Annotated in this window: 21 protein-coding genes; 9 read left to right on the top strand and 12 right to left on the bottom strand. The window is 63.2% G+C overall.

Translation table 11 applies throughout. From position 1 onward, the window contains the following. Positions 1 to 914 precede the first annotated feature (914 nt). The 3 genes from VKR55_RS18945 to VKR55_RS18935 all read left to right on the top strand — a co-directional run bounded on the left by VKR55_RS18945 (position 915) and on the right by VKR55_RS18935 (position 2,570). Complete coding sequence (locus VKR55_RS18945) at positions 915 to 1,121, top strand: YgaP family membrane protein (protein WP_324405605.1); 207 nt, start codon at positions 915 to 917, stop codon at positions 1,119 to 1,121. A gap of 5 nt (positions 1,122 to 1,126) precedes the next feature. Continuing rightward, entirely contained in the window at positions 1,127 to 1,672 is a 546-nt protein-coding gene (locus VKR55_RS18940; RefSeq protein WP_324405603.1) for an RNA polymerase sigma factor, read from the top strand. Positions 1,673 to 2,159: 487 nt separating this feature from the next. Beyond that, positions 2,160 to 2,570, top strand: coding sequence for a methyltransferase family protein (locus VKR55_RS18935; protein ID WP_324405601.1), 411 nt, complete (start codon positions 2,160 to 2,162; stop codon positions 2,568 to 2,570). Between the two features lie 410 nt (positions 2,571 to 2,980). Here VKR55_RS18935 and VKR55_RS18930 read toward each other — a convergent pair whose 3' ends face one another. After that, entirely contained in the window at positions 2,981 to 3,928 is a 948-nt protein-coding gene (locus tag VKR55_RS18930; RefSeq protein WP_324405600.1) for a sensor domain-containing diguanylate cyclase, read from the bottom strand. 772 nt (positions 3,929 to 4,700) lie between these two features. Here VKR55_RS18930 and VKR55_RS18925 point away from each other — a divergent pair. The 3 genes from VKR55_RS18925 (at position 4,701) to VKR55_RS18915 (ending at position 9,358) form a co-directional block, all read left to right on the top strand. Continuing rightward, positions 4,701 to 5,984, top strand: a complete 1,284-nt coding sequence (locus VKR55_RS18925) for a cystathionine gamma-synthase family protein (protein ID WP_324405609.1) — start codon at positions 4,701 to 4,703, stop codon at positions 5,982 to 5,984. 88 nt (positions 5,985 to 6,072) lie between these two features. Further along, positions 6,073 to 6,738, top strand: a complete 666-nt coding sequence (locus tag VKR55_RS18920) for an HAD hydrolase-like protein (RefSeq protein ID WP_324405598.1) — start codon at positions 6,073 to 6,075, stop codon at positions 6,736 to 6,738. A gap of 310 nt (positions 6,739 to 7,048) precedes the next feature. Further along, a complete protein-coding gene (locus tag VKR55_RS18915) occupies positions 7,049 to 9,358 on the top strand; it encodes a molybdopterin guanine dinucleotide-containing S/N-oxide reductase (protein ID WP_324405597.1) in 2,310 nt (769 codons plus the stop codon). 61 nt (positions 9,359 to 9,419) lie between these two features. On the opposite strand, the gene VKR55_RS18910 is transcribed toward VKR55_RS18915, so the two are convergent. From VKR55_RS18910 to VKR55_RS18890, 5 genes are all read right to left on the bottom strand, one after another. After that, positions 9,420 to 10,724, bottom strand: coding sequence for a peptidoglycan-binding domain-containing protein (locus VKR55_RS18910; protein WP_324405595.1), 1,305 nt, complete (start codon positions 10,722 to 10,724; stop codon positions 9,420 to 9,422). A gap of 776 nt (positions 10,725 to 11,500) precedes the next feature. Then, the gene (locus VKR55_RS18905; RefSeq protein ID WP_324405593.1) at positions 11,501 to 12,877 is read right to left on the bottom strand and encodes an MFS transporter; all 1,377 of its coding nucleotides are present in this window, start codon (positions 12,875 to 12,877) and stop codon (positions 11,501 to 11,503) included. A 42-nt stretch (positions 12,878 to 12,919) separates the two neighbouring features. Beyond that, entirely contained in the window at positions 12,920 to 13,939 is a 1,020-nt protein-coding gene (locus VKR55_RS18900; RefSeq protein ID WP_324405592.1) for an amidohydrolase family protein, read from the bottom strand. 28 nt (positions 13,940 to 13,967) lie between these two features. Then, positions 13,968 to 15,200 carry an acyl-CoA dehydrogenase family protein gene (locus VKR55_RS18895; protein WP_324405591.1) on the bottom strand — a complete coding sequence of 411 codons (1,233 nt, stop codon included), beginning with the start codon at positions 15,198 to 15,200 and terminating at the stop codon, positions 13,968 to 13,970. After that, positions 15,179 to 15,760, bottom strand: coding sequence for a flavin reductase family protein (locus VKR55_RS18890; protein ID WP_324405590.1), 582 nt, complete (start codon positions 15,758 to 15,760; stop codon positions 15,179 to 15,181). The genes VKR55_RS18895 and VKR55_RS18890 overlap by 22 nt, the downstream gene beginning before the upstream one ends. Before the next feature lie 162 nt (positions 15,761 to 15,922). On the opposite strand from VKR55_RS18890, the gene VKR55_RS18885 reads away from it, so the two are divergent. Continuing rightward, positions 15,923 to 16,420 carry a MarR family winged helix-turn-helix transcriptional regulator gene (locus VKR55_RS18885; protein ID WP_324405588.1) on the top strand — a complete coding sequence of 166 codons (498 nt, stop codon included), beginning with the start codon at positions 15,923 to 15,925 and terminating at the stop codon, positions 16,418 to 16,420. A gap of 67 nt (positions 16,421 to 16,487) precedes the next feature. Here VKR55_RS18885 and VKR55_RS18880 read toward each other — a convergent pair whose 3' ends face one another. Next, complete coding sequence (locus VKR55_RS18880) at positions 16,488 to 16,685, bottom strand: hypothetical protein (RefSeq protein WP_324405608.1); 198 nt, start codon at positions 16,683 to 16,685, stop codon at positions 16,488 to 16,490. A 191-nt stretch (positions 16,686 to 16,876) separates the two neighbouring features. Here VKR55_RS18880 and VKR55_RS18875 point away from each other — a divergent pair, with 191 nt between their 5' ends. Then, positions 16,877 to 17,518, top strand: a complete 642-nt coding sequence (locus tag VKR55_RS18875) for a glutathione S-transferase family protein (RefSeq protein ID WP_324405586.1) — start codon at positions 16,877 to 16,879, stop codon at positions 17,516 to 17,518. 213 nt (positions 17,519 to 17,731) lie between these two features. On the opposite strand, the gene VKR55_RS18870 is transcribed toward VKR55_RS18875, so the two are convergent. The 4 genes from VKR55_RS18870 to VKR55_RS18855 all read right to left on the bottom strand — a co-directional run bounded on the left by VKR55_RS18870 (position 17,732) and on the right by VKR55_RS18855 (position 21,392). Further along, positions 17,732 to 19,570 (bottom strand): tetratricopeptide repeat protein, encoded by a 1,839-nt coding sequence (locus tag VKR55_RS18870; RefSeq protein ID WP_324405584.1) that lies wholly within the window; start codon positions 19,568 to 19,570, stop codon positions 17,732 to 17,734. A gap of 73 nt (positions 19,571 to 19,643) precedes the next feature. Further along, positions 19,644 to 20,372 carry a di-trans,poly-cis-decaprenylcistransferase gene (locus tag VKR55_RS18865; protein ID WP_324405582.1) on the bottom strand — a complete coding sequence of 243 codons (729 nt, stop codon included), beginning with the start codon at positions 20,370 to 20,372 and terminating at the stop codon, positions 19,644 to 19,646. A 32-nt stretch (positions 20,373 to 20,404) separates the two neighbouring features. After that, positions 20,405 to 20,785 (bottom strand): transcriptional regulator, encoded by a 381-nt coding sequence (locus VKR55_RS18860; RefSeq protein WP_324405581.1) that lies wholly within the window; start codon positions 20,783 to 20,785, stop codon positions 20,405 to 20,407. Further along, on the bottom strand, positions 20,772 to 21,392 hold the full coding sequence (locus tag VKR55_RS18855; protein WP_324405607.1) for a hypothetical protein: 621 nt from the start codon (positions 21,390 to 21,392) through the stop codon (positions 20,772 to 20,774). Before VKR55_RS18855 ends, VKR55_RS18860 begins: the two co-directional genes overlap by 14 nt. A gap of 184 nt (positions 21,393 to 21,576) precedes the next feature. Between VKR55_RS18855 and VKR55_RS18850 the strand changes: the two genes are divergently transcribed. Next, positions 21,577 to 22,809, top strand: coding sequence for a S1C family serine protease (locus tag VKR55_RS18850; protein WP_324405579.1), 1,233 nt, complete (start codon positions 21,577 to 21,579; stop codon positions 22,807 to 22,809). A gap of 104 nt (positions 22,810 to 22,913) precedes the next feature. Here the strand turns inward: VKR55_RS18850 and VKR55_RS18845 are convergent, their stop codons facing one another. After that, positions 22,914 to 23,651: a DUF899 domain-containing protein gene (locus VKR55_RS18845; RefSeq protein WP_324405577.1), complete on the bottom strand. Its 738-nt coding sequence runs from the start codon at positions 23,649 to 23,651 to the stop codon at positions 22,914 to 22,916. Positions 23,652 to 23,709: the final 58 nt, after the last annotated feature.

The raw sequence follows: 23,709 nt of genomic DNA, 5'->3' as shown, positions 1-23,709 counted from the left end.
GCTCGCTCGCATCGCCGGCACGCCACAAGGCCGGCTCACTGAGCTGCTGCCCTGGGAATGGAAGAAGACCCCCGTCGAGTCCGCTGCCTGATCGGACCATCGCCCCACGCGATTATCCCGCGGCCCTCACCGGACGGTTACGCCTCTGTGGCGCGCAGAGTCTTTCAGGAGAACGGCGCAAATTTGTCCGCCGCGATGCCGTGCCTCGTAACGGGACGAGCGCATTGCGCTCCCGCTGAGCCATCAGCGCATGACCATCGAACGCCGGGCCAGCCGGTGCCGGTCAAGGCCGCCAGCCGACGGAGCCGGGCGCGCGCAGCGCGAGCCTTGATTGGCGCCGGCTGATCCGGCAGCGGCTTGCCAAGCGCTGACGGCGGGACATCGTTCCGATCAGCACACCAGGACGCTAAGTTGGGATCGGTGCCATCGACACATTGCGCTGACTCCTTGAGCGCAAAGGAGAACTCAGATTCTTGCAAGGTGCGGGCAAAGCAGTAACGTGCGCCAGGCTTCTGGAATCTCGTGACCGACCGCGGCGCCACCTTGCGCCTTTATCCTGCTATCAAGCGGTCGGTAGTCTGCGCCTCGCCGGTCCTGCGCTATCCTTCGCCAAACCGCCACCGGACAAAAACCAGGACAAGCAGAACGCGAGCAGGTTCCACGCTGATCGAGATGCGCATTGGGCCCGCCGAATATACGCGAGCGGCTGGCCCGGCTTTATCCGGATGTCCACACCCCGGCGGCCCGATGCCGGCGCTCCTCAGCGGCCCAGGCCCGCGCCCGACGCCCATGCCAGCCTGCTGAAGCTACCACCCCCTCAAATTATTTTTTGTGCCGCGACCCCGGCGCCGGGTTTGCGCCCTTGTCTGGGTGAATGCGCCATAGCGGCGCGTCACGAACCGGAGCACAGAACCATGTGGTATAGGAAGAACGTTGGCGGGTGGGAGCGCGCGGCCAGGCTGACGGGCGGGGGCTTGATGCTCATCTGCGGCGTGGTTGCGCTGCACGCTTCGCCGCTCGGGCTCCTGCTCAGCGGCGCGGGTGTCGTGACGCTGGTCACCGGCCTGTTCGGGTATTGTCCTGCCTGCGCCATCGCCGGGCGCGAGCCACTGAAGGGGTGACTTCCTTGGCGCGCGTATCAGGCGATCTCTTGCTCGCGGCACAGTCGGGTGACCGGCACGCGCTGACACAGCTATTGGTGGCGCTGCAGCCGGACATTCGACGCTACGCCCGGCGCCTTTGCTACCGCACCTCGATTATCGAAGATGTGGTGCAAGAAGCACTCATCGTCGTGTACCGGCGCGTGGGCACGATCCGCAGTCCAGCCGCACTCGCCGGCTGGCTGGTGACCGTCATCGCGCGGCTTTGCATGCTGCCGGCGCTGATGCTGATGCGCGGAGTCGAGGAGCTCGCCAGCCTGGAAGAGTCACGCGAGCTCGCAAAGATCCCGCCGGACGAGTTGCGCGTCGACCTGGTCAATGCGATCGAGTCGCTTTCGCCGTCCCATCGCGAAGTGCTGCTGCTGCGGGATCTCGAAGATCTGACGATTTGGGAAATCGCCGGGCGGCTCGGCGTGACGCGCGAAGCGGCCAAAAGCCGCCTGCGCCGCGCCCGCGCACTGGTGCGCGAATACCTGCTCGGCACAAAGGACAGCGGACGAGAGAGCACATGAATTACTTTCGTGGAGTCGGCATGTTCGGGAGCACCTTCCTGGGCGCACACCTGATGCGCGGCGCAGCTGCGGCGGCGCTACTCGCTTGGGCCATCGTCCACCAGACCGCGCACCCTTGGCTATCCTTGGGCGCGGGCGTTGCCGCCCTCGTCGCGCTACGCGGATGCCCGATGTGCTGGACAGTGGGCCTGGTCGAGACGCTTTCGCAAGGCCGTCGCAATTCAACCGCTGAACGCGCTGACCGGACATGGCTGCATTAACATTGCGACAGGAACGGGAAGGAGCGAGGTGAAGAGAACTCGACGGCCGGGACAACTAATTGTGGGGCCGCGTTCAATGCTCGTAGCAGAAAGTGATTTGCTAACCTATTCTTGTCGGGTCGTGGGGAGCACGCAATGTCGAAAGCAATTGCCGTCTTGGGCTCCGCTCTGTTCTTCGTCATTGCGCCGTTGATGCTGGCAGGCTTCGTCCCCTGGTGGGTCACGCAGTGGGAATTTCGGCCAGCTTTTTCGGCGTCGATCTAACCCGCATCCTCGGCGGTATATTGATCATCGTCGGAGTGCCCGGAGTTGTGGATTCATTTGCCCGTTTTGCGCTGGAGGGGCTGGGGACACCCGCCCCGATCGCGCCGACACAAAAGCTCGTAGTGACTGGCCTTTATCGCTACGTGCGAAATCCGATCTACATCGCGGTCGTCGCAGTCATTTTTGGTCAGGCCCTTTTGTTTGGTGACTGGCGTCTCCTCTGGTACGGCGCGCTACTCTGGCTTTTTTTTCATGTCTGGGTGGTGATGATCGAAGAACCGACGCTCAAGCAAACATTCGGCACAGAGTACGAGAGCTTTCGGACTAATGTGCCGCGCTGGATTCCGCGGTTGACGCCATGGCGAGCCGCATAAAGGAATCGCTGCAAGCGGCTCGATGCCGACTGCAACAAACAGTGCCAAACGCCGAAGCGTGGCAAGCGCGCCTAGTGGCCTCGCCCCGGAGGGCCCACTACGTTAGCCGCCAGGTCGAAATAACGCATGGGCCGGGCAACTGCTCCGCACGCCGTGTCTTCCCGATCCCGGAGGAAGACCGGCCGTCTGCGCCTGCGCATTATGAGGACCGAATCTGGCCCATAGGAGAAGAATCCTGATCGCGGCAAATAGGGCTGCTTATTGGCGTACTCCCGCCATCGCCGTAGGCGCGGGCCCGTGATCGCAGATGGGGCTTCGGCCAACAGTCTTAGTACTCGTCCCCTCGGGACTGAATACCGAAGGACGAAGCGTACACAACGACGCTCCTCCAGCGTTCTCCGCAACCTGCTCTAAGCCGCCTGGCTATGCCCCTCGTCGCCGAACAGATGAACCTTGTTGCGGCCGGCGGCCTTCGCATCATAGAGCGCGACGTCGGCTTCCGCGAACAATTCGGTGATCCGCCGGCGATGCGGGCGGCCGACGAGAGCAGCTCCGATCGAGGCACTGACCTCGATGCGAAGACCGTTCCAGAAAAGCGGTCGGCTCAACATCATGACGGTCTGCTGCAGCACGTGTGCGATCCGGGCAGGGTTTGTCGGAGCGTGCAGGATGATCCCAAATTCGTCGCCGCCGAGCCGGCTGACCAGGCCGGCATTATGGAAGGCCCGCTGCAGACGCCGCGCGACTTCGCACAGGCATGCGTCTCCGGCCGGATGGCCGAACGTATCGTTGAGGCCCTTGAAACCATCGAGGTCGATCAGAACGAGTGCCGACGCGAAGCCGTGATTCAGGCTGTCGCCCACGACCTCGCGATAACGGGCCTGAAAAACGTAGCGATTGGCGAGCCCAGTGAGCGGATCGGTTTCGGCTTGCTGCCGCAGGCTCTCCATCGCTTGTCGGTCGGAGGTGATGTCCTGTTTGGAGCCGAAGATCCGCGCCGGCCGTCCGCACTCTCCCGCCCTGTTGATCGAGAGGCGCATCCAGCGCCTTTCGCCGCGCCAAGTTCTGATCTCGGCATCGAGCGTTACCGCGCGACCGCTCCGGATCACCTCGGCACGAGCGAGTTCCATGTTGCGCCGCGACTCGTCGATATAGAGATCGACGATGCTCGCGCGCCGCAGCGGGTTGCCCATCGGATAGCCGAAGATGTCGTAGACGCCCGGAGTCCAGGTCAGGCGCTCCGTCTCGAGTTCACATTCCCAGGCGCCGATGCGAGCGGCATTCAAGGCCTGATCATAGAGGCGGACGCGAACCTCGTCCGACAGAGCCGTGGCAGCATGGCCTGCTTCATCTCTCATCGATGATCCGGCAGCATTTCGGGGGTTTGCCCATGTGTCTAAAAGCTAGGGCTGCCGTGTTAACGAACTCTATACGTCCGCCTGCATCCGGCCGGTTCGGGGCCGCGGATATCGAGGACGCCTTCCTCGACCACCGCTTGGCCGCTATGAGTGCGCGGAATTCTACCGGCATCTTTCAGGAGGAGTGGGATGCAGTTGAACTGGCGGCGACCGCAGCATGCCGGCGAACCGAAGCTCGCTTTCGCCCAGGCAAGGAATGCGTTGTCTAAAATAATATAATAATTTCAATTACATACGAGTTCGCGGTTTTATTCCGAAGGGCGCGCCATTTCGGCTGCAAGACTGAGCACTCCGAACCCCTCGTTTTTTGGACTTCGGACAGCGACCAGCGTGCGCTGGAGCACGCTATTTTGGCCCGGGCGCGCAGCGGCAACAACGCTTGCGCCAACAGTCCTCGACGTAAAAGCGCCGCGAGCGCTCAACATCCCTTGAGACGATGAAGTGAGTGATCGCGATGCCCTCTGTGGGTGCCGAGAATTTTGCCATCGGCTTGCTCTTTCGGGGTGCGTTGACGCGTTCCGGGCGCTCAGAACCGGCAAGGCGTAGCGGCTTGGTCGCTCGAAACGCAATACCGGGCGCGGTCGCAGAGACCATCGCGTTTCATCGTGGTGGTCGCGCGCAGCCGTCGCGAACGTCCTATATTCGGGCGAAGACCCTAAGCCGGCATTGGTACGCCGGCTCCGACGCCCCTCTGGACCCAGCGAGACAGGCCATGGTGAAACCGTTTCCGTCCAAGACCCACATCGGCAATCACGCGCTGCATCCCGAAACGCTGATGCTGAACTACGGCTACGATCCGCAACTGTCGGAAGGAGCCGTCAAACCACCGGTCTTCCTGACGTCGACCTTTGTGTTCAGGACCGCCGAAGATGGAAAGGACTTCTTCGATTTTGTCTCGGGCCGACGAGAGCCTCCCGAAGGGATGGGTGCAGGCCTGGTCTACTCGCGGTTCAATCATCCCAACAGCGAGATTGTCGAGGACAGGCTCTCTGTCTATGAGCGCACCGAGAATTGCGCGCTGTTCTCATCCGGCATGGCCGCGATTGCGACCACTGTCCTGGCGTTTGCGCGACCCGGCGACGTGATCTTGCATTCACAACCGCTCTATGGCGGCACTGAAACCTTGTTTGCAAAGACGCTTGCGGGCCTCTCCATCGCCGCCGTGGGCTTTGCCGATGGTCTCGACGAAGCCGCAGTCAGGCTGGCGGCAGAGGAAGCCATGCGCAAAGGCCGGATTGCGATGATCTTTATCGAAACCCCGGCAAATCCCACCAACGGCCTTGTCGATATCGCGATGGTCCGGCGCATCGCGGACATGGTCGGCAGGACGCAGGGACACTCGCCGATCGTTGCCTGCGACAACACATTGCTGGGGCCGGTGTTTCAGCGGCCGATCGAACATGGCGCGGATCTGTCGTTGTATTCGCTGACCAAATATGTCGGCGGTCATTCCGACCTGATCGCGGGCGCCGCGCTCGGCTCGAAAGCCCTCATGAAAAGCATAAAAGCGTTGCGAGGGGCCATCGGCACCCAACTGGACCCGCACTCATGCTGGATGATCAGCCGGTCGCTCGAGACACTTGGCCTGCGCATGGAAAAAGGCGACCGAAATGCGCAGGTCGTGGCGGATTACCTGCGTGACCACCCCAAAGTGGCAAAGGTCCATTACCTTGCTCACCACGACGACGTATCCCGCGCCGGCCGTGTGTTCGCAAAGCAATGCGACGGCGCGGGCTCGACTTTTTCGTTCGACATCGTCGGCGGTCAGAGCGCAGCATTCAGATTCCTGAACGCGCTGCAAATCTTCAAGCTGGCGGTGAGCCTTGGTGGCACGGAGTCGCTTGCCAGCCATCCTGCAACAATGACGCATTCCGGCGTTCCGGCCGACATCCGTCAGAAGATAGGCGTTCTCGACTCCACGATCCGGCTGTCGATCGGCATCGAGCACAGTTCTGATCTTATCGCAGATCTTGCGCAGGCTCTGAACGAGGCATAACCCGCATGGGTCGCGCCTGATTCAGATTTTGGGCCTTGTCCAGATTGCGGGCCTTTTCTACGCGCTATGTCCGCCGCTATGTTCGAGCATGTCCCCAGTCCGCTCTGTACTCCTGGACCTCGACGGAACGTTAGTCGACTCGCAGCCAGGCATTGTCGCAAGCTGCTTGGCTGCACTGCGTGCACTCGGACACGACCCCGACGAAGCGCTCGATGTCAAACGCGCCATCGGGCCGCCACTCGAAGACGTGCTGCAGGCTTTGCTGCAAGCGCACGGAGACGACCGGATCGGCGAAGCTGTGGTGGCCTATCGTCAGCACTACGGCGAAAGCGGCCTGCTCGGAAGCGAGCCTTACCCCGGAATCAGCGACGCGCTTCAAGACATGCGGCGAGCTGGATTGCGGATCTACCTGGCCACATCGAAGCGTGAAGTCTTTGCTCGACGCATCCTGGAGAACCTGAAGCTGGCAGCTTACTTCGACGGCATCTATGGCTCGGTGCCAGACGGCAAGCTGGACCATAAGCCCGCGCTGCTCGCCCATATCCTGTCTGAACAAGATATAGATGCTTCGCACAGTCTTATGGTGGGGGACCGCCGGCACGACATCGTCGGCGCTCACGCGGTCAATATGCGCGGTCTTGGCGTGCTTTGGGGATATGGCAGCCGGGATGAACTTGAAGCGGCAGGCGCAGACCGATTGGTGAAGCTGACTGCCGATCTGGCTCGCATCGTCTTGTCAATGCTGGACGGATAGCCACCGTTTCAGGCCGGTGACCACATGCGGTTACCCGGACGGCGAGGCTCACTCGCGTTCCAATGCCCTTCGGATATCAAACTCGGGCATGGGTCCGGAGTCTTGCGGCCTTTCATCTCCCTTTCAAGGCTTGCTTGCAACCAAGAGCGATTGAACTATGTCAGCCAGAGGCGCAGCCCAAGATCACCAGTCCTCACAAGGACCGGGCGTCTCTTTGCAGGAGATCTCAGGGCCAGTATATCGTGCAAAGCAGCTTCGACGACGCGGACGGATTGGTTGCATTTCTCGGGATTCTTGACGGAAACCAACGATGATTGATGACGACGTTCTCTCTGGGACACAATTCCGTCCGCACACGTCCCATTGGGGCGTGTTCTCCGCACGCGTGAGCGACGGTCGTCTGGACGTGCGCCCTTATGAGAAGGACCCCGATCCCAATCGACTGATCGAAAACTTCACGGATGCGCTGAACCACCGGGCGCGCGTGGCTCGCCCGATGATACGCCGCGGCTGGCTGGAGCGAGGCGCGGGGCCGGATGAGCGTCGAGGCCGCGACGAATTCGTGGCGGTGCCGTGGGACGAGGCCTTGGACCTACTCGGCAGGGAACTGGCGCGTGTTCGCGATCAATTCGGTCCGACTGCCATCTTCGGTGGATCTTATGGCTGGTCGAGCGCCGGGCGCTTTCACCACGCTCAAAGTCAAGTCCACCGTTTTCTCAACACGGCGCTCGGCGGATACGTAAAGTCCGTCAATACGTATAGCTCAGGCGCGTCGTCGGTTATCGTACCGCATATTCTCGGAGACTATGAGGATCTGACCAAGCGGAACGTCACCTGGGAGCGGATCGCAGAGCACACAGACGTCGTGATCGCCTTCGGAGGCATGGCGCTGAAGAACAGCATGGTCGCCGGCGGCAGCGTGAGCAAGCACATTGAGCGAGGCGCCATGCGCCGTGCGCGGCGCCGCGGATGCGAGTTCATTCTCGTCAGCCCGTTGCGGGCCGATTTGCCGGAAGAGGCAGGCGCCGACTGGATCAGTTGCATTCCCGGAACCGACACCGCGTTGATGCTGGCGATTGTCCATGCGCTGGTCGCAGAAGGCCTGCATGATCGCGCGTTTATCGACCGTTATACCGTGGGCTGGCCGGAGTTCGAACGTTATCTGATGGGAGCAGCGGACGGCCAGGCAAAGGATGCCGAATGGGCGGCGCCCATCGTCGGCATGGAGGCCAACGCGATTCGTGCGCTGGCGCGCCGCCTGCACGGCCGACGCGCGCTTGTTGTGGTTTCGCATTCGCTGCAGCGTGCCGAGCATGGCGAGCAACCCGTATGGATGGGGGCGGTGCTTGCGGCAGCGCTCGGGCAGATCGGCCTGCCCGGTGGGGGATATGCCTACTCGCTTGGTGCAATCGCCTACTACGGTCGTCGGACCAACGACGTCCCGATGCCGACGCTGCCGCAGGGCCGAAATGGCGTCAGGGAATTCATTCCCGTTGCACGCATCGCCGACATGCTGCTCAATCCCGGCAGCCAATATCGCTACAACGGACGGACGCTGTCCTATCCCGAGATTCGCCTCGTCTATTGGGCCGGCGGCAATCCATTCCACCATCACCAGGATCTCAATCGGCTGCGGCGCGCCTTCGCCAGGCTCGACACGCTTGTGGTGCACGAACTTGGCTGGACCGCCACCGCCCGCCATGCGGATGTGGTGCTGCCCTGCACGATGACGCTGGAGCGTTCCGATATCGGTGCGTCGTCCAACGATCCGTTGGTGGTTCCCATGCGTCCTGTGGCGAAGCCATTCGGCGAAGCCCGCGACGACTATGCGATCTTCTCCGAGCTCGCCGAGCGGCTCGGCGCGCGGCAGGCTTTCACCGAGGGGCGCACCGTGCGCCAATGGCTTGAGTTTCTCTATGAGCCTACGCGCGCAGGCCTTGTGTCACATGGCCTGGCGGCTCCGAGCTTCGACGAATTCTGGAATGGCGAGGGGCTCGACGTGCCACAGAAAATGGACGATGGCGGCCTGCTGCGGGCGTTTCGCAACGACCCCGATGGAGCGCCGCTCAGGACACCGAGCGGCCGGATCGAGATCTACTCATCGACAATCGCCGGCTTCAATGAGCCGGACTGCCCAGGTCATCCGGCCTGGCTCGTTCCAAGCGAAGCACCGACGCGCGCAGCGCCACTGCACCTGATCGCCAATCAGCCGACGACACGCCTGCACAGTCAACTCGATTTCGGCGCCCATAGCGCCGCAGCAAAGCATCGCGGCCGCGAGGTCGCGCGCATGCATCCGAAGGACGCAATGGCGCGCGGCATTGCCGACGGCGACATTGTTCGGCTCCATAACGCGCGCGGGTCATGCCTCGCCGCCGTGCGGCTGACGGAAGACATCAGGCCGGGCGTCGTTCAGCTTCCGACCGGTGCCTGGTACGACCCTGAGGATGCCGAGGAGGAGATGCCGATGTGCGTCCATGGCAATCCGAACGTCCTGACGCGCGATATTGGCACGTCCGCGCTCGCGCAGGGTTGTACAGGTCAATTGACGACGGTTCAGGCGGAACCCTTCAAGCGCAACATTCCACCGATCAAAGCGTACGATCCGCCTTTGGCCTGAACAGGAAAAGCCCCGCCGGAGCGGGGCCTTTCAATCTTGCGGACTTATTTCTTGCCAGATCTTATTTGCCGCCGGGCTTTTGAGCGGGCGCCGGCATGTTGCCGTGGCCCGAAGGCGGGGCCTGCCCGGTCGTGCTCGGCTGAGCCGGTACCGGAGCTGTGCCCTGACCCGCCTGCCCGGTCGTCGACTGGTTGTTCTGCGGCGTCTGTGCGCTCGGCTGTTGGCCGCTCGGCGCCTGCCCAGTCGTGGTCTGCGAGCCGGACGGCTGTTGCTGTTGCATCCCGGTTTGGCCGCTTTGGCCACCTTGGCCGACCGTGGATTGCTGGTTCTGATTTCCGCCCTGACCGACCGTGGACGGTCCGCTCTGGGTAGCGCTTTGGCTGATCTTGTTCGACAGTCCAAGCGCGGCAACTGTACGGGTATCGATAGAGCCGCTCGTCTGCAGACCCTGCTGTCGCTGGAACGTGATCAGCGCTTCACGCGTCCGGTCACCAAATACTCCGTCCGCCTCACCGCTGAGCAAGCCCCTTTCGATCAGAGTCTGCTGCACCACCCGGATCTCGTCGGGGCCCAGATTGAGCGCCGCGAAGCTCTCGTTACCGACAGCGCGTCGGGCGAAGTGAGTTCGCGGCCCGGCCGGGATAACGTCGACCACCCGGTGCGATCGATCGACGATGATGATCTCGTCCTCCACGACAAAGAAGCTGTCGTCGCGGTAGGCCGGGAACTCGTCGATCAGCACCGGGAAGGTCGAGACCGCCACGACTCGGAATCGCGACGGCACCACTACGCCGGTATTGATCGTGAAGTTGATGTTGTTGATGTTAACCCGCGGCACATTGCTGGCAGACAACACCGATTGCTGAATCCTGGTTTGCTGTTGCGCGGTTACGGTCGTGCGACCCGACAGGCTTTGAGCAACAGTCCCCTGAGTCCGGCTTTGGGCTGTATTCGTCTGACTCTGTGTCGCAGCACCGCTCGTCGTGCTCTGGCCCTGTGTCGTGGTGCCGGCCCGATTTTGTGGTTGCGGCTGCGTCTGCTGCGCCTGATTAGGCGCCTGCTTCGGCGTCGCCTGCCCGGTGGTTTGACCTTTCGTCGAGGCGCCGGGCCGATTTTGCGGCTGCGACTGGGTCTGCTGCGGCTGGTTGGGCGCCTGCTTCTGCTGCTTCTGCGTTGCCTGGCCGGTGGTCTGACCCTTCGTCGGAGTGCTGGGGCGGCCCTTTTGCTCCTGCTCACTCTTGCGCGTTGGAGCGACGGAAGGCGCTTTCCCGGCTTCCGATGGACGAGCCTGCTCGGTGGCACGCGGGCTTTGTCCTATGGTCTGACCTTTCTGGGCCTGCCCGTGCTCGGGCTGACCCCGGCCCATCTGCCGCTCGCTTGGGCCTTCAGGTCGCGCTCCTCCTCTCGCTCCCTCTCTTGGGCCTTCGCCTCGGCCGACGGTTTGCGACGGTTCGCCGCGGTGACCACCAGACATGCCTGGCGACATCTGGCCTCCCGCGTGACCTGCTGACGGAGCCGCAGAGGTGCCGCGTTCGCTGCCACCTCCTCCACCCATTCCGCCGCCCTCGCGCATACCTTGCGCTGACGCCACGCTGACACCGGCCAACAGCACGGCTGTCGTTAGCAGGAACCTGCCTTTCACAGTTTTGCTCTCCATAAGAGAAATTCCTCCAGTGCTTTTGCTTTCGCTGGGTGGTGTTCTCGGCGCAATAGATTCGCATCGGTGATCGAACCGTTGCGCTCGCGTCACCCGCGCCTGCGCCCATGGTCTCGTCCGTGCCATTAGCGACATCTACGAGGATATCGTCGCTGAGTCTCCTCGTGCCCGCCTGGCCCGATCGAGCGACGAGCAACGCCGCTGTCCCGAACTCGCGCTGCTCTTCACCGGAAAACGATGGCGCGGGAAACCCGTTCCTCCGGCCTCGCATTTTCAGCGCTTGTCCAACGCTTCGGAACCTTGACGATCCGGAACTCGGCGGCGCATCCGTCTATGCGTCTGACGAAGGTCTCGCATGCGAATGATCAGAACAGGATCGGAACAGGATCAATGTCTCCGCTGCTCCCTATCGTCGCGTCGCTTACTGCGCGACCGCAACATCTCCGATCAGCGGGAAGCGATCGGACGACCGCTCTCCGACTTCCTCAAGGCGCAGGCCGAACCGCCTCTCGCAACGCGCCGGCGGCGCCCGTTGCACCCGCCCGCTCGGCGGCAGGTTGCTCCGCCAGCAGGATAATCGCACCGGCGACAATCGCGGAGAGGCCGATCGAGACAAACATCGGCGTCGGGCTTCGATAGATCTGCTGCAGGCTGCCTGCGACCAGCGGACCCAGGATGGCGCCGACCCGCGCGATCGATAATTCCATCCCCACCGCCGTGGCCCGCACGCTGGTCTCGTACGAATTGGCGGTGAAATTGTTCAGCACGAATTGCGCACCGATGATGCAGAAGCCGGCGAGCGCGACGGCGGTCACGTTGAGAACATGCGTGTTGAACGCAACCAGCGCCAGCACGCTCAATCCGCCGGCCACCCACCAGGCCGCAATCAGTCCGCGGCTGGAGCCGAGCCGGTCGATCAGACGCCCGAGCAGGAGCGCGCCGAGAAAGGACATGATCTGCATCACCGCGCCGAAGCCGAAGCTTGCCGAGAACGTCTCGCCCCTCTGCATCATCACGGTCGGAATCCAGCCGGTGAGACCGAAGATGCAGAACAGGCTAAGGAACGCCGACAGCCAGATCGCAAGTGTCGTGCGCCGATATTTCGCCGTCAGCAGCACGGCAGCCGGATTGGCTGAGGGATGCTGCTGCACCTTCGAGAAGCTGGCAGCGGCGTAGAGTGCCGCACGGTCGGGACGCAGTTTGCCAAGCAGGGCGCGGATCTCGTCGGACCTGTTGCGGAGCACGAGGTATTTCGGCGACTCCGGAAGCTGGACGTGCAGGAACGGAAGCAACAGGAAGGACATCGCTCCAACCCAGTAGAGCGCCTTCCAGCCGAACGCGGGCGTTGCGAACACGCCGACGAGACCAGCGATGGTGCCGCCGAGCGCCCAGCCCAGCGCCACGCCCCACAGCGCATAGGTGTTGGCGGCCCGCCGCGGCGCGAGTTCGTTGATATAGGTCGTGGCGAGCGGCAGCAGCACGCCGAGCCCGAGGCCGGTGAGAAGACGCAAGCCGCAGAACGAGGCGAAAGAATTGGCGAAGAGCGCGGTTAGGAGCGTAAAGATGCTCGTGATCCAGAGTCCGCCCAGGAGTGTGCCGCGCCGGCCCATGCGATCGGCGATCAGGCCGTGGACGGCGGACCCGACAAGGAAGCCGACCAGGCCGCTCGAGATCAACAGGCCCGCCTGGCTGCCCTTCAGTCCCCAGGGTCCCGCCACATAGTGGATGACATAGGCGGGATTGAAGGTGTCGTAGCCGTCGAACAGGGTGAGCAATCCCATGACGAGCCCAAGCCGCCGATGGAATCCGCTGACAGTCGCGCTTGCCAGCTCCTCGTGAACGTCAATCCCGTGATCTGCCATCTCGCCCCTCCCATGTGATTTGTTTGATTTGCTGACGACCGCTTATTCCGCGGCCTGATTGATCCGCCCTCGCGCGGCCGCCGGCATATTCAGCTTGAACAGCTTTGCAGCGTTCTGCCGGCCGATCTTGACGCGATCCGTCTCGCTGATGCTCGCGCTGTTGAACCAGTCGGCGGCGTGATCGACGTTCTCGAACGGCCAGTCGACCGAGAACAGGATGCGGTCGGCGCCGATCTCGAGAATCGCGTCGATCAGCGTCTGCGTGCGGAAATTCCCCGAGGTCGTCAGGTGGAAATTCTCGTTGAAATAATCGCGGATCTTCCGCTTCGCCTTGTGCTTATGCGGCGCCTTGACCCAGGCGTTGCGATGATCGATGCGCCACATGCTGTAGGGCAATCCCTCGCCCATATGGCCGAGGATGATCTCGAGCCTTGGATGTTCATCGAACAGGCCCGACCCGATCAGGCGCAGCGCGTGGACAGCGGTTTCCTGCCCGAAAGCCCAGGTCGGTCCGAGCAGCCATGGGTGCCCGTCATAGATCCGCGAATCCTCCGGCAGCGGATTGCGCGGATGCAGATAGAAGGGAATGCCGAGGCGCTCGACGCTCGCCCAGAATGGACGGTATTGCGGCAGGTCATAATAAACCGGCGTCTTGCCATCGGCGATTTGCGAGAAGCCGTTGACCAGCGCGCCGCGGAAGCCGAGCGTCGTCACGCAGCGCTCGAGCTCGGCGACGGCGAGCTCGGGATCCTGCATGGGCAGCGCGGCAAAGGCCTGGAAACGCGAAGGACGCTTGGCGACCTGCTCGGCGAGATAATCGTTGGCGCGGCGCGCGATCTCGTCGGCGCGCGCTGTCTCCGGGATTGCCTGCACGGCCGGCGCGTTGAGCGACAGGATCATCATCTCGATCCCGTGCTTGTCCATCTCGGCGAGGCGCCGGTCCTGGATGTCGAGCAGGCGGCTTTTCAATTCGGGCCAATAGCTCTCCGGCACGAAGCCCGCCGAATCCGTCAGAGTGTCGGCAATCGCAAAATGCTCCTCGAGTGCGATCTTACCCAGCATGGCGTCCTCCCGAACATGTCCTCGTTGATCAATATTGGCCCTGCGGCGCGAGCCCGAGCGCCAACTGACCATACATGGTGCCGACGGCATCCCAGTTCATGCTGATGTGCCGGCCGACGGCGTTGGCGTCGCGCCAAGCGCGCTGCACGGGATTGGCGAGATCAAGCCCTGCGCCGCCGGTCGAGGCGTTCAGGGCTTCCACCGCGCGCAGGGCAAGGCTCACCGAGAAAGCCTGCCCTCGCCGGCTCGTGATTCTGTCCTCAATGCTGACCGTCCGGCCTGAACGCACAGCCGCCGCCCTTTCGCGCAGGTCGCGCAGCAGCACCTCGCGCGCAGCGTCGGTCGATGCCGCGGCCTCGGCGACGCGGAGCTGGATGGTCGGAAACTCCGCCATTTTGTTGTTGTGGCCGGCGACCGCCCCACGCGTTACGCGCTTGGACGTTCGCGCCAGATAGTCGTCCAGCGCGCCCGCCGCAGCGCCGACCGCGGTCGAAGCGAGGCAGGACGGGATGTTGCACAACATTGGAATCGAAAAGGCGGGATTTTGCGCGTACAGCGCCGCACCCGGCGTCCGTCCGCTCGTCGTTTCTGCAAAGCCGAGCACCCGGTGCGCAGGGACAAACACGTCATCGAGCACGAGAGTCTTGCTGCCGGTGCCGGCAAGTCCGACCACATGCCAGGTATCGTCGATGCGGAAGTCGGAGGCGGGCACCAGCAGGAAGGCCGGCGTCAACGGGCCGCCTTCCGTTTCCGGCGGCAGCAGCGCGGCGCATAGCGCCCATTGCGCGTTGTCGCAGCCGCTCGCAAACGACCATCGCCCGCTCAAGCGGTAACCGCCCTCGGAGCGGGTCGCCTTGGCGGCGGGCGCATAGGAACCGCAGGCGACAGCCGCGGGATCGGCGTCCCAGACGTCGCGCTGCGCCTGTTCCGGGAAGCTCGCGATCAACCATTGGTGCGCGGCCAATAGCCCCGCAACCCATGCCGTCGACGCGCAGGATTTGGCAAGCTCGATATTCAAATCGACCAACACGTCGAAATCGTGCTCATAGCCGCCGAAGGCCTGAGGCTTGACGATGTCGAAATAGCCGATGGCGCGTAGCGCCGCGATATTCTCCACGGGCACACGATAGGCCTTCTCGGTCGCGCCCGCGCGACCGGCAATCTCCGGCTGAACGCCCGCGAGCCGCGCCTTCAACTCGTTCAGCTCGGGGCGCGGCTGCTCGCGCCGGATCCGGTGATTCAATTGTGCCGCCAGAGCCATGTCGGTCCCCGCTGGTTAATGGTTGACGCTGCGCGCATGCAGGTGCCGCCCGGCGCGGCAGTCTCATGCGCGACAGAGAAGCAATATTTGGAGTCCTGGTAGATCAGGGGCTCGATCGGATCATGGACGTTCACGGCTTCCGCCTCGCCGATGAAGATCGTGTGAGTGCCGTAGGGCACGGCGGCAACCCTCCTGCAGAAGATATTGGCCTGCGCTTCCGCCAGATAGCTCACACCATTGGTCGAGGTGAGCCATGTCCCGAGGCTAAAGCGCGCCTCGGGCGGGATCGCGCCACTGAAAGCGGAAGACAGCTCGGCCTGGTCGCGGCGCAGCACGTTTACGCAAAAATGCCGGCCGACCTGCATGATGTCGTGAAGCAGCGTCGTGCGGTTGATGCAGGCGATCAGCGACGGGGGGTTCAATGAAAGCGAGGTAACCGCGGTCGCCGTCATGCCGTGACGGCGGCTTTGGTCGGCCGAAGTGATGACCGACACCGCGGCGGGAAAGCGCCGCATCGCGAGCCTGAAGGACGCTCCCGGACCCTCGGATGTCGCCGACATCGACCGCTCCTTCCCCCCGATTTATAACTTTCCATTACAATAGTTGCATTTGCAAATAAAAGTCAAGCAGAAATTTGCAAATGCAACTTTCTGCTTGGGGCGAGCCGGGCAAATCGGCTAGTGTCGGCGTGCAACAATTGCGACGAGACAGGCGGCAAGCACTTGTACCGATTGACAGACTCCCTGCCCTATCAGCTCAACCGGGTCGGCGTCCGGATGGGTGAATTGTTCTCGCGCCGCATCGCCGGCTACGACGTCACGCTGCCGATGTACCGGGTGATGGCCGCGCTCTGGGAGCAAGGCGATCAGCGGCTCGGCGACCTCGCGGACATGACCTCGATCGAGATCTCGACGGCGTCGCGGCTGATCGGCACCATGAAACGGAAGGGGCTGGTCTCACGCAAGCGGCTCGAGGACAACGCCCGCACCGTTGCGATCAACCTGACCGCAAAGGGCAAGGCGCTGGTCGAGGAGCTGATCCCGATCGCGATGCATTTCGAGGAGGTCGCGATCCGCGGCTTTCCGAAAAACGGCGTTTCGGATCTGAAAACCCTGCTCGCCCAGATTTACTCAAGCCTCGGCTCGATCGAGCCGGAGATCGAGGAGGTCGAAGCCCGCCGCAGAGGGAAGCGCCAATCGTCTCCGGATAAGCGGACGTGACGGACAGTCCGGTATTCACGATTGCTTAACGGCATCGCACGGGCCCATGGACCCGCGCGGTCTCCTCTCAATGATAGGTCTTAACAGCGTAGCGGTCGCGGACCTCGAAATAGGCCTCGAGCTCGGCGATTGCCATGTGCTCCCAGTGCTCGGCCTGGTCCAGCAGCGACCAGCGCTGGAGCGGACGGAAGGCGGCGGTCTGCCGGTGCAATGATGCGATCGCGCGATAGCGGCGCACGTTCTCCAGAATGGCTTCCCCGTTCATCAACATTGGTCTTCCCCGTAACTGTCCCCGTTGTGTTGCAGCGACTTTGGCGGCAACCGTTTTCGAATTGGTTAGCGGCCAGGAGGCAGCCAGGACCCGACGCACGTGTGGTTTCCGAACCCTTGAGGCCGCCCTCGCCACGCGGCATCATGGGAGGTTCCTTAACCAGCAAAGTACGAGCGGAGTCCGCCATGCTCACCGTCCATCATCTCGGCAAGTCGCAATCGGAACGCATCGTCTGGCTCTGCGAGGAACTGGGCATTCCCTATGAGCTGAAGCACACGGTGCGTGATCCGAAGACCATGCTCGCGCCAGCGGACTACAAGGCGCTGCATCCGATCGGGTCGGCGCCGGTCATCACCGACGGCGATCTCGTGCTCGCCGAGTCCGGCGCGATCGTCGAATACATCATCGCCAAATATGGCGACGGGCGGCTTGCGCTACCCGCGAGCCATCCGGATTTCGCACAGTTCCTTTACTGGTTTCATTTCGCCAACGGCACACTGCAGGCCAGCATGGGACGGCTGATGATCCTGAACCGGCTGAAGCTCACCCCCGACAATCCGATGCTGATCGCGACCAAAGCCCGCGTCGATCGCGCCTTCGATCTCATCGAGGCGCGCACGCGCGAAGCCGACTATCTTGCCGGCAAGGAGTTCACCGCCGCCGACATCATGACGGGCTTTTCGCTCACGACCATGCGTTACTTCCAGCCCTATGACCTCGGGCGCCGCCCCAACATTTTGAAGTATCTCGCGCGCATCGGCGCACGCCCGGCCTACCGCCGCGCGATGGAGAAAGGTGATCCGGGCATGGCTTTGCTTCTGACCTGACGTGAGATCAGGCCAATCAGCGCCGCACGGGGACGGTGCTCCCTCTCCCGCTTGCGGGGGAGGGTTGGGGTGGGGGTGCCGCCGCAATGCACAGCGTCCGTGTGGAGAGAGCTTCCCCCACCCGCATCGCATCATTCGATGCGATGCGACCTCCCCCGCTAGCGGGAGAGGTGAAGCGAATCCGCGGATAGGCCGCTGACGAGAATATCCAACCTAACGCCCGAACACCGCGATCATCCCCTCCAACTCCTCGCGCACGCGCGAAAACACCTTGGCGTAGTCGCGGGCCTCGTCTTGCCGGAACAGGCGCGCGGTCGGATACCAGGGGCTGTCGTCGCGATCGAGCAGCCAACGATAATCGGGCGTATGGGGCAAGAGAATCCAGGTCGGGCATCCCTGCGCTGCGGAAAGATGCGCGACGCTGGTGTCGACGGTGATAACGAGGTCGAGGCCGGAGATCAGTGCGGCGGTGTCGACGAAATCCGAGAGATGCTCGGTCAGGTCAAAGATGTCTGTTCGCTCACGCAGCGTTACCTTGTCTTCGGGCCGCGGGTCTTTCTGCAGGCTGTAGAAACGCGCGCCAGGATTGAGGATCGCCGACATCGCCTGTAGCGTGGTCGATCGGTTGCGATCATTGCCGTGCAGGGGATTGCCGGACCAGACCAGCCCCACGCGCAACCGGTCATGCGCGCCGAGCCGCGCCTGCCATTCCCGCACGCGCGCCTCCGGCAGCGGCGGCAGATAGGCGCGTTTGGCGGGAATGGTGTCGAGTCGGGTCCTGAACGCGAGCGGCAGTCCCGACAGCGGGCAGTGCAGATCGAAATCGGGAAGCGCGACGCCCTTGATCTTTGGCAGGCACAGCGACACGCCCTCCATGCCGGTCAGGAGTGGATGCAGCGGCGCCTCGACCTCGAGCACGACCCGCGCACCGAGTTCTGCGACCTTGGCCGCATAGCGCGAATATTGGATGGTATCGCCGAGCCCCTCGTCGCTGTGCAGCAGGATGGTCTTGCCTGCGATCGGCATCTCGCCGAACCAATGCGGCTTCTCGAATTTCCGGTCGACGAAGCCGACCAGCGCGCATTTCCGTCCCCACTCCCGCCCTTGCCAGCCCTCATCGAATTGTCCGATCAGAAGCTGCAGCAGCGCCCGGTTCCAGCGGTAATCGGCGCATTCCGGATCAAGCGCGATAGCGCGGGCAAGATCGGCGAAGGCCTCGTCGATCCGGCGCAGCGCGAACAGCGTGGTCGCGCGATCGTTCAACGCGGGCGGAAAATCCGGCCGCAATGCCAGCGCGCGGTCGAACCAGACCATCGCCTCCTCCTGCCGATCGAGCTTCTGCAGGATCAGCCCGATATTCTTGGCTATCTCCGGACTGTCGGGGGCGAGATCATGGGCCTTGTGGCCATTGGCAAGCGCTTCGTCGAAGCGCCGCAGCGGCCATTGGCAGCGGCTGACGAAATTATACGCTCCCGCCTGGGTCGGATCGATGTCCGCCGAGGTGGTGAAGCGGGCGATCGCCGCCTCGTATCGCTTGGTCTCGAAATAGAGCAGCCCGCTGGCATTCGCCGCCTCGCGATAATCAGGCTTCACCTTGAGCGCCTGATCGAAGCTCAGGATCGCTTCGTCCAGACGCTTCTGCTGCTGCAGCAGTTCGCCCATCCGGAACCAGATCTCGGGCTGGTCGGAGTTGAGCGTGAGCGCGCGGTCAAAGCACCGGATCGCCTCATCGAGGCGGTCCTTGCGCTGCAGCGCCAGGCCGAGATTGCAGAAGTAATCGGCGACGTCGGGGTTCTGCCGGATCGCCATCGCAAACCACTCGATGGCGAGATCGTATTGCTTGGCGGCGATGCAGAGCATGCCCATCAGATGCAGCGAATCGGCATGCCCCTGATCGAGCGCGAGCGCGCTTCGTCCGCATTGCTCAGCTTCGGCAAGTTGCCCCGCCTGCATCAGACGAAGCCCGGTCTCGAACCAGGCGGCCGGCGTATCCTTGCGCGGACTGGTCGCAGCGCTGGGCGGCGCGTCGGCTGGGCTTTGCTGACGGTTCATCAGGGCATGGTCGGCGTGGCCATGCAATCAGCGATAGATGATTCCCCGATTCGCGGAAAGACCGCGAACGGCCTCAGAGGCTCGGCACGGGCTCGAGCGGTGGCGATGCCAGGCCGCCGAAGCGGCGTTCGCGGCGATGGAATGAAGCCAGCGCCGCCGCGAGATTGTCGGCGTCGAACTCCGGCCACATCCGCTCGGTGAAATAGAGCTCGGCATAGGCGCCTTCCCAGAGCAGGAAGTCGGAGAGTCGCTTCTCGCCGCTGGTGCGAATGATGAGATCGACGTCGCGCAGGCCTGCTTCGCCGGTGACGAGCTGCGAGAACAATTCCCGCGTCGGCTCGGTGATGCCGGCGAGCTTCGCCGCGGCGTTGAGGATCGCATCGCGCGAGGAATAGTCGACGGCGATGCGCAGGTTGAGCGTCTCGCCGCGCGCGGTCGCCTCCTCCGCCCGCGCGATCGACGCGGCAATGCCGTCGGGCAGGCGATCGCGGCGGCCGATCACCTTGAGGCGGACGCCGTTCTTGGCGAGGCTTTCGACCTCATTGGCGAGATAGAAGCGCAAGAGCGCCATCAGCGCTGCGACTTCCGCTTTCGGCCGGCGCCAATTGTCGGTGGAGAAGGCATAGAGCGTCAGCGTGCCGACGCCCTGATCGGGCGCGGCCTCCACCACGCGGCGGATCGCCTCGACGCCGGCCTCATGGCCGCGCAGGCGCGACAGGCCGCGCCGCGTCGCCCATCGTCCATTGCCGTCCATGATGATGCCGACATGGAGTTTCGCGGCCAGTCGAGAGTTACTTTGCATTGCAAAGCTCCGGAGCAAAAAAAGGGAAACGGTCAGGTCGGCAGGATGCCGAGCCGGCCGAGCGGCGAGCCTTCCTTGCCGGCGGCCCTTGCGGCGTCGCGCACGAGTCCTTCCAGCACGGCGAGATAGTCGAGAAAGCGGCGGCGGCCGATCCTGGTGAGGCGGCAGGAGGTGTGCGGCCGGTTGCCCTCATAGCCCTTGATCACTTCGACGAGGCCGGCTTCCTGCAGTACCTGCAGGTGACGGCTGAGATTGCCGTCGGTCAGGCCGCAAAGCTGCTTGAGGTCGGCAAAGGCGAGCCCCTTGGGATGAGCCATCAGCGAAGTCAACAGGCCAAGCCGCGCCTTCTCATGGATCACGCGGTCGAGGCCGACATAGGAGAACGGCGCGCTGCTCGTCTCAGCCTTCGACATCACTCACTCCGGAGGCAAAATAGATGATGGTCGCCATCAGCGACTGCCCGATCACGAATGGCAGGCCCATCGTCCAGGGCGACAGTTCATGCGTCTGGCTCGCGATCAGAAGCACAGTGAAGCCCGCGACGAAATACCAGGCGCCGGCGAGCGCGACACTGCGCGGCAGCGTGCGGACCGAGGCGAACACGCCGAGCGAGACCAGCACCTGCCACAGTCCCGGCAGCAGCCACAGTGATTCGGCGGCAAATTTCCAGAGCACGAAGGCGAGCAACACGCCGGCCACCGCCGAGGGCAGGAACTGCTCGACGGCCTGGTGGATCATGGCATCCGCAAGGCCCGAATGATGCCGCCGCCGCGATCGCGCCACCATTTCTGTGAAGATCATCAGGGCGGAGAGCCCGGCCGCAATTGCCCAACCAAACAGAAATGCAAGGGGATGATGCGTCGGATCGTCGAGCCAGGCATATTGTGCGCCCGCCGTGATCAGTGCGACGAAGGCGGTCGCAAAAATCGCCGCCGGTCCGTATCCGGCAAACGCAGTGCCGGCGGCAAGCTGGCTGCGAATGGCGATGATGTCGGCCAACGCCTTGTCGAGATCGCGCATCTCTTCGGTCTGCACGCGGTTTAAGTCCCCTGACGCCCAAGTCACTTTGTACCGCAAAGTATACAGAACCGGAGCGCCGGCGCAAGTGCCGTGCGGCACATGGAACACGCCGGACTACCCCCGGTTGCCTTAAGCCAAGGCGTTCACGTAGAATGTCTCTGGGCTGTTGGCTGGGGGCTGTCGTATGCGTAAACTGTTGTTTCTTGCATGTCTTGTGCAGATGGCGATCACGTCGGTCGCCAACGCCGCCGGGCCCTACGGCAATATTCATGTCGGCAACTGGACGGGCGGCGCTTTCACCAACGACAGCAACGGCGCCTTCTCGCATTGCGGGGCGACTGCAAGCTATGGCAACGGCGTCATTCTCGTCGTCGGCCAGAACGTCAGCAATTCATGGCTGCTCGGCTTTGCGAGCCCCGCCTTTCACCTGAACAAGGGCGCCTCGGTTCCGATCGACGTCACCTTTGACGGGCAGACGCAAGCAAGGTTGTTTGCGACCGCCACCTCCGGGATCATGGCGACCGCGATCCTGCCGCCGAACGTCGCGCACGCGTTCCAGAAGGCGAGCCTGATGGTCGCGGTGTCGGGCGGGACGGTGCTGAATTTCAACCTGACCTCGACGGGGCCGCTGCTCGCGGTGCTCGCCCAATGCGTCCGCACGGTCAAGGCCGGCGGCATCAAGAGTGCGGGCGAGTTCACGGTGCCGAAGGTCGTCGCGGCGAAGGCCGAGACCCCGAGCGCCAAATCAGCCAGGACCGGCACCCAGACCGGCACCGGCTTTGTCGTCTCGGCCAGCGGGCATATCGTCACCAATCATCATGTGATCGACGGCTGCATCGGCGATATCAAGGGCAATCTCACCGGCGAGGCTGCCGCTACCTTGCGAGTGGTCAACAGCGATGAATTCAACGACCTCGCGCTGCTGCAGGGCCCTGCGGAATCGTTCAAGGCGCACGTCAGGATCCGTGATCGCGCGATGCATTCCGGCGATTCGGTGGTCGCGATCGGCTATCTCTATCATGGTCTCCTGACGTCGGATTTCACGGTGACGACCGGCATCGTGAGCTCGCTGAGCGGGATGCTGAACGACACGCGCTTCCTGCAGATCAGCGCCGCAGTGCAGCCCGGCAACAGCGGCGGACCGCTGTTCGACACCTCGGGTGATGTCGTCGGCGTGGTCTCCGGGAAACTGGACGCGCTGAAGATCGCCCGCTACACCGGCTCGATCCCGGAAAACATCAATTTCGCGATCAAGACCGGCGCGCTCCGAGATTTCCTCGACAACAGCGTTGTCGCTTACGAAACCGCAGCCCCCGGCACCGAGCTCAAGACCGCCGACATCGCAGGCAGCGCGCGCGCCTATACGCTGCTGATCTCCTGCAAGGCCAGCGAGCCGGCGGAGACCGCGCGGCGGTGATGCAGATCGTAGGGTGGGTTAGCGAAGCGTAACCCACCTCTTCTCTATCCGCGGCAGCAGAAGAGGTGAGTTACGCCTTCTTCGGCTAACCCACCCTTATGTAATCAACTATCGCAACAGCCCGCCTTGCTCGCTTCCGGCTGATACTGGTCGCGCAGGCGCACCCAGTCCATCGGATAGGGCAGACCCTCCTCGTGGCGGCCGAGCGGCGTCAGGTCGAGGTAGTGGTAGGCGGCGTTCATCATGTCGAGGCCGCGCGCGTAGCAGGAATAGGTGTGGAAGATGTTTCCGGCTTCGTCGCGGTAGAACACGCTGATGCCCGGCAACTCCTCGCCGTAGAACCGCGTGGTCCCGAAATTGTATTTCTTTTCACCCTTGTCGATCTGCTCGCGCGTGTAGGTGACGCCGTAATCGGCGTTGAAGTCGTTGCCGCCCGACGAGACCCAGTCGAAGGTCCAGCCCATCCGCTTCTTGAAGGCATCGAGCTTGGCGACGGGCGCGCGCGAGATCGCGACCATGGTGGTGTCGCGCGCCGCGAGATGCGGAACCAGGCGCTCGTAACCGTCGGCCCAGAACGAGCAGCTCTTGCACGCTGCGTCCCATTCGGGAGCGAACATAATATGCTGAACGACGAGCTGAGGCCGGCCCTTGAACAGATCGCCAAGCGTCACCTTGCCATTCGGCCCTTCGAACACATAGTTCTCATCGACCTTGACCCAGGGCAGGTTGCGGCGCTCTTCGTTGAGCGCCTCGCGGGCGCGCGTCAGTTCCTTCTCGCGCGCCATATGCGCCTTGCGGACTTCGATCCATTCTTGCTTCGAAACGATCTTGTGCGGTTGCATTTGACGCTCCTCTCGTTGGCTATTTGGACCGTCATTCCGGGGCGATGCGAAGCATCGA

This window comes from Bradyrhizobium sp., assembly GCF_035309285.1.
In the GTDB taxonomy this organism is placed as follows: domain Bacteria; phylum Pseudomonadota; class Alphaproteobacteria; order Rhizobiales; family Xanthobacteraceae; genus Bradyrhizobium.
Note: the sequence above shows the minus strand (reverse complement) of the source record. Positions and strands in the feature narration are given on the sequence as shown.

Bases quoted from the DNA above. Each gene is read 5' to 3' on its own strand.
- VKR55_RS18945 (WP_324405605.1), top strand. From the start codon at position 915: ATGTGGTATAGGAAGAACGTTGGCGGGTGGGAGCGCGCGGCCAGGCTG.
- VKR55_RS18930 (WP_324405600.1), bottom strand. From the start codon at position 3,928: ATGAGAGATGAAGCAGGCCATGCTGCCACGGCTCTGTCGGACGAGGTT.
- VKR55_RS18925 (WP_324405609.1), top strand. From the start codon at position 4,701: ATGGTGAAACCGTTTCCGTCCAAGACCCACATCGGCAATCACGCGCTG.
- VKR55_RS18920 (WP_324405598.1), top strand. From the start codon at position 6,073: ATGTCCCCAGTCCGCTCTGTACTCCTGGACCTCGACGGAACGTTAGTC.
- VKR55_RS18915 (WP_324405597.1), top strand. From the start codon at position 7,049: ATGATTGATGACGACGTTCTCTCTGGGACACAATTCCGTCCGCACACG.
- VKR55_RS18910 (WP_324405595.1), bottom strand. From the start codon at position 10,724: ATGGGCCGGGGTCAGCCCGAGCACGGGCAGGCCCAGAAAGGTCAGACC.
- VKR55_RS18905 (WP_324405593.1), bottom strand. From the start codon at position 12,877: ATGGCAGATCACGGGATTGACGTTCACGAGGAGCTGGCAAGCGCGACT.
- VKR55_RS18900 (WP_324405592.1), bottom strand. From the start codon at position 13,939: ATGCTGGGTAAGATCGCACTCGAGGAGCATTTTGCGATTGCCGACACT.
- VKR55_RS18895 (WP_324405591.1), bottom strand. From the start codon at position 15,200: ATGGCTCTGGCGGCACAATTGAATCACCGGATCCGGCGCGAGCAGCCG.
- VKR55_RS18890 (WP_324405590.1), bottom strand. From the start codon at position 15,760: ATGTCGGCGACATCCGAGGGTCCGGGAGCGTCCTTCAGGCTCGCGATG.
- VKR55_RS18880 (WP_324405608.1), bottom strand. From the start codon at position 16,685: ATGAACGGGGAAGCCATTCTGGAGAACGTGCGCCGCTATCGCGCGATC.
- VKR55_RS18875 (WP_324405586.1), top strand. From the start codon at position 16,877: ATGCTCACCGTCCATCATCTCGGCAAGTCGCAATCGGAACGCATCGTC.
- VKR55_RS18870 (WP_324405584.1), bottom strand. From the start codon at position 19,570: ATGAACCGTCAGCAAAGCCCAGCCGACGCGCCGCCCAGCGCTGCGACC.
- VKR55_RS18865 (WP_324405582.1), bottom strand. From the start codon at position 20,372: ATGCAAAGTAACTCTCGACTGGCCGCGAAACTCCATGTCGGCATCATC.
- VKR55_RS18860 (WP_324405581.1), bottom strand. From the start codon at position 20,785: ATGTCGAAGGCTGAGACGAGCAGCGCGCCGTTCTCCTATGTCGGCCTC.
- VKR55_RS18855 (WP_324405607.1), bottom strand. From the start codon at position 21,392: ATGCGCGATCTCGACAAGGCGTTGGCCGACATCATCGCCATTCGCAGC.
- VKR55_RS18850 (WP_324405579.1), top strand. From the start codon at position 21,577: ATGCGTAAACTGTTGTTTCTTGCATGTCTTGTGCAGATGGCGATCACG.
- VKR55_RS18845 (WP_324405577.1), bottom strand. From the start codon at position 23,651: ATGCAACCGCACAAGATCGTTTCGAAGCAAGAATGGATCGAAGTCCGC.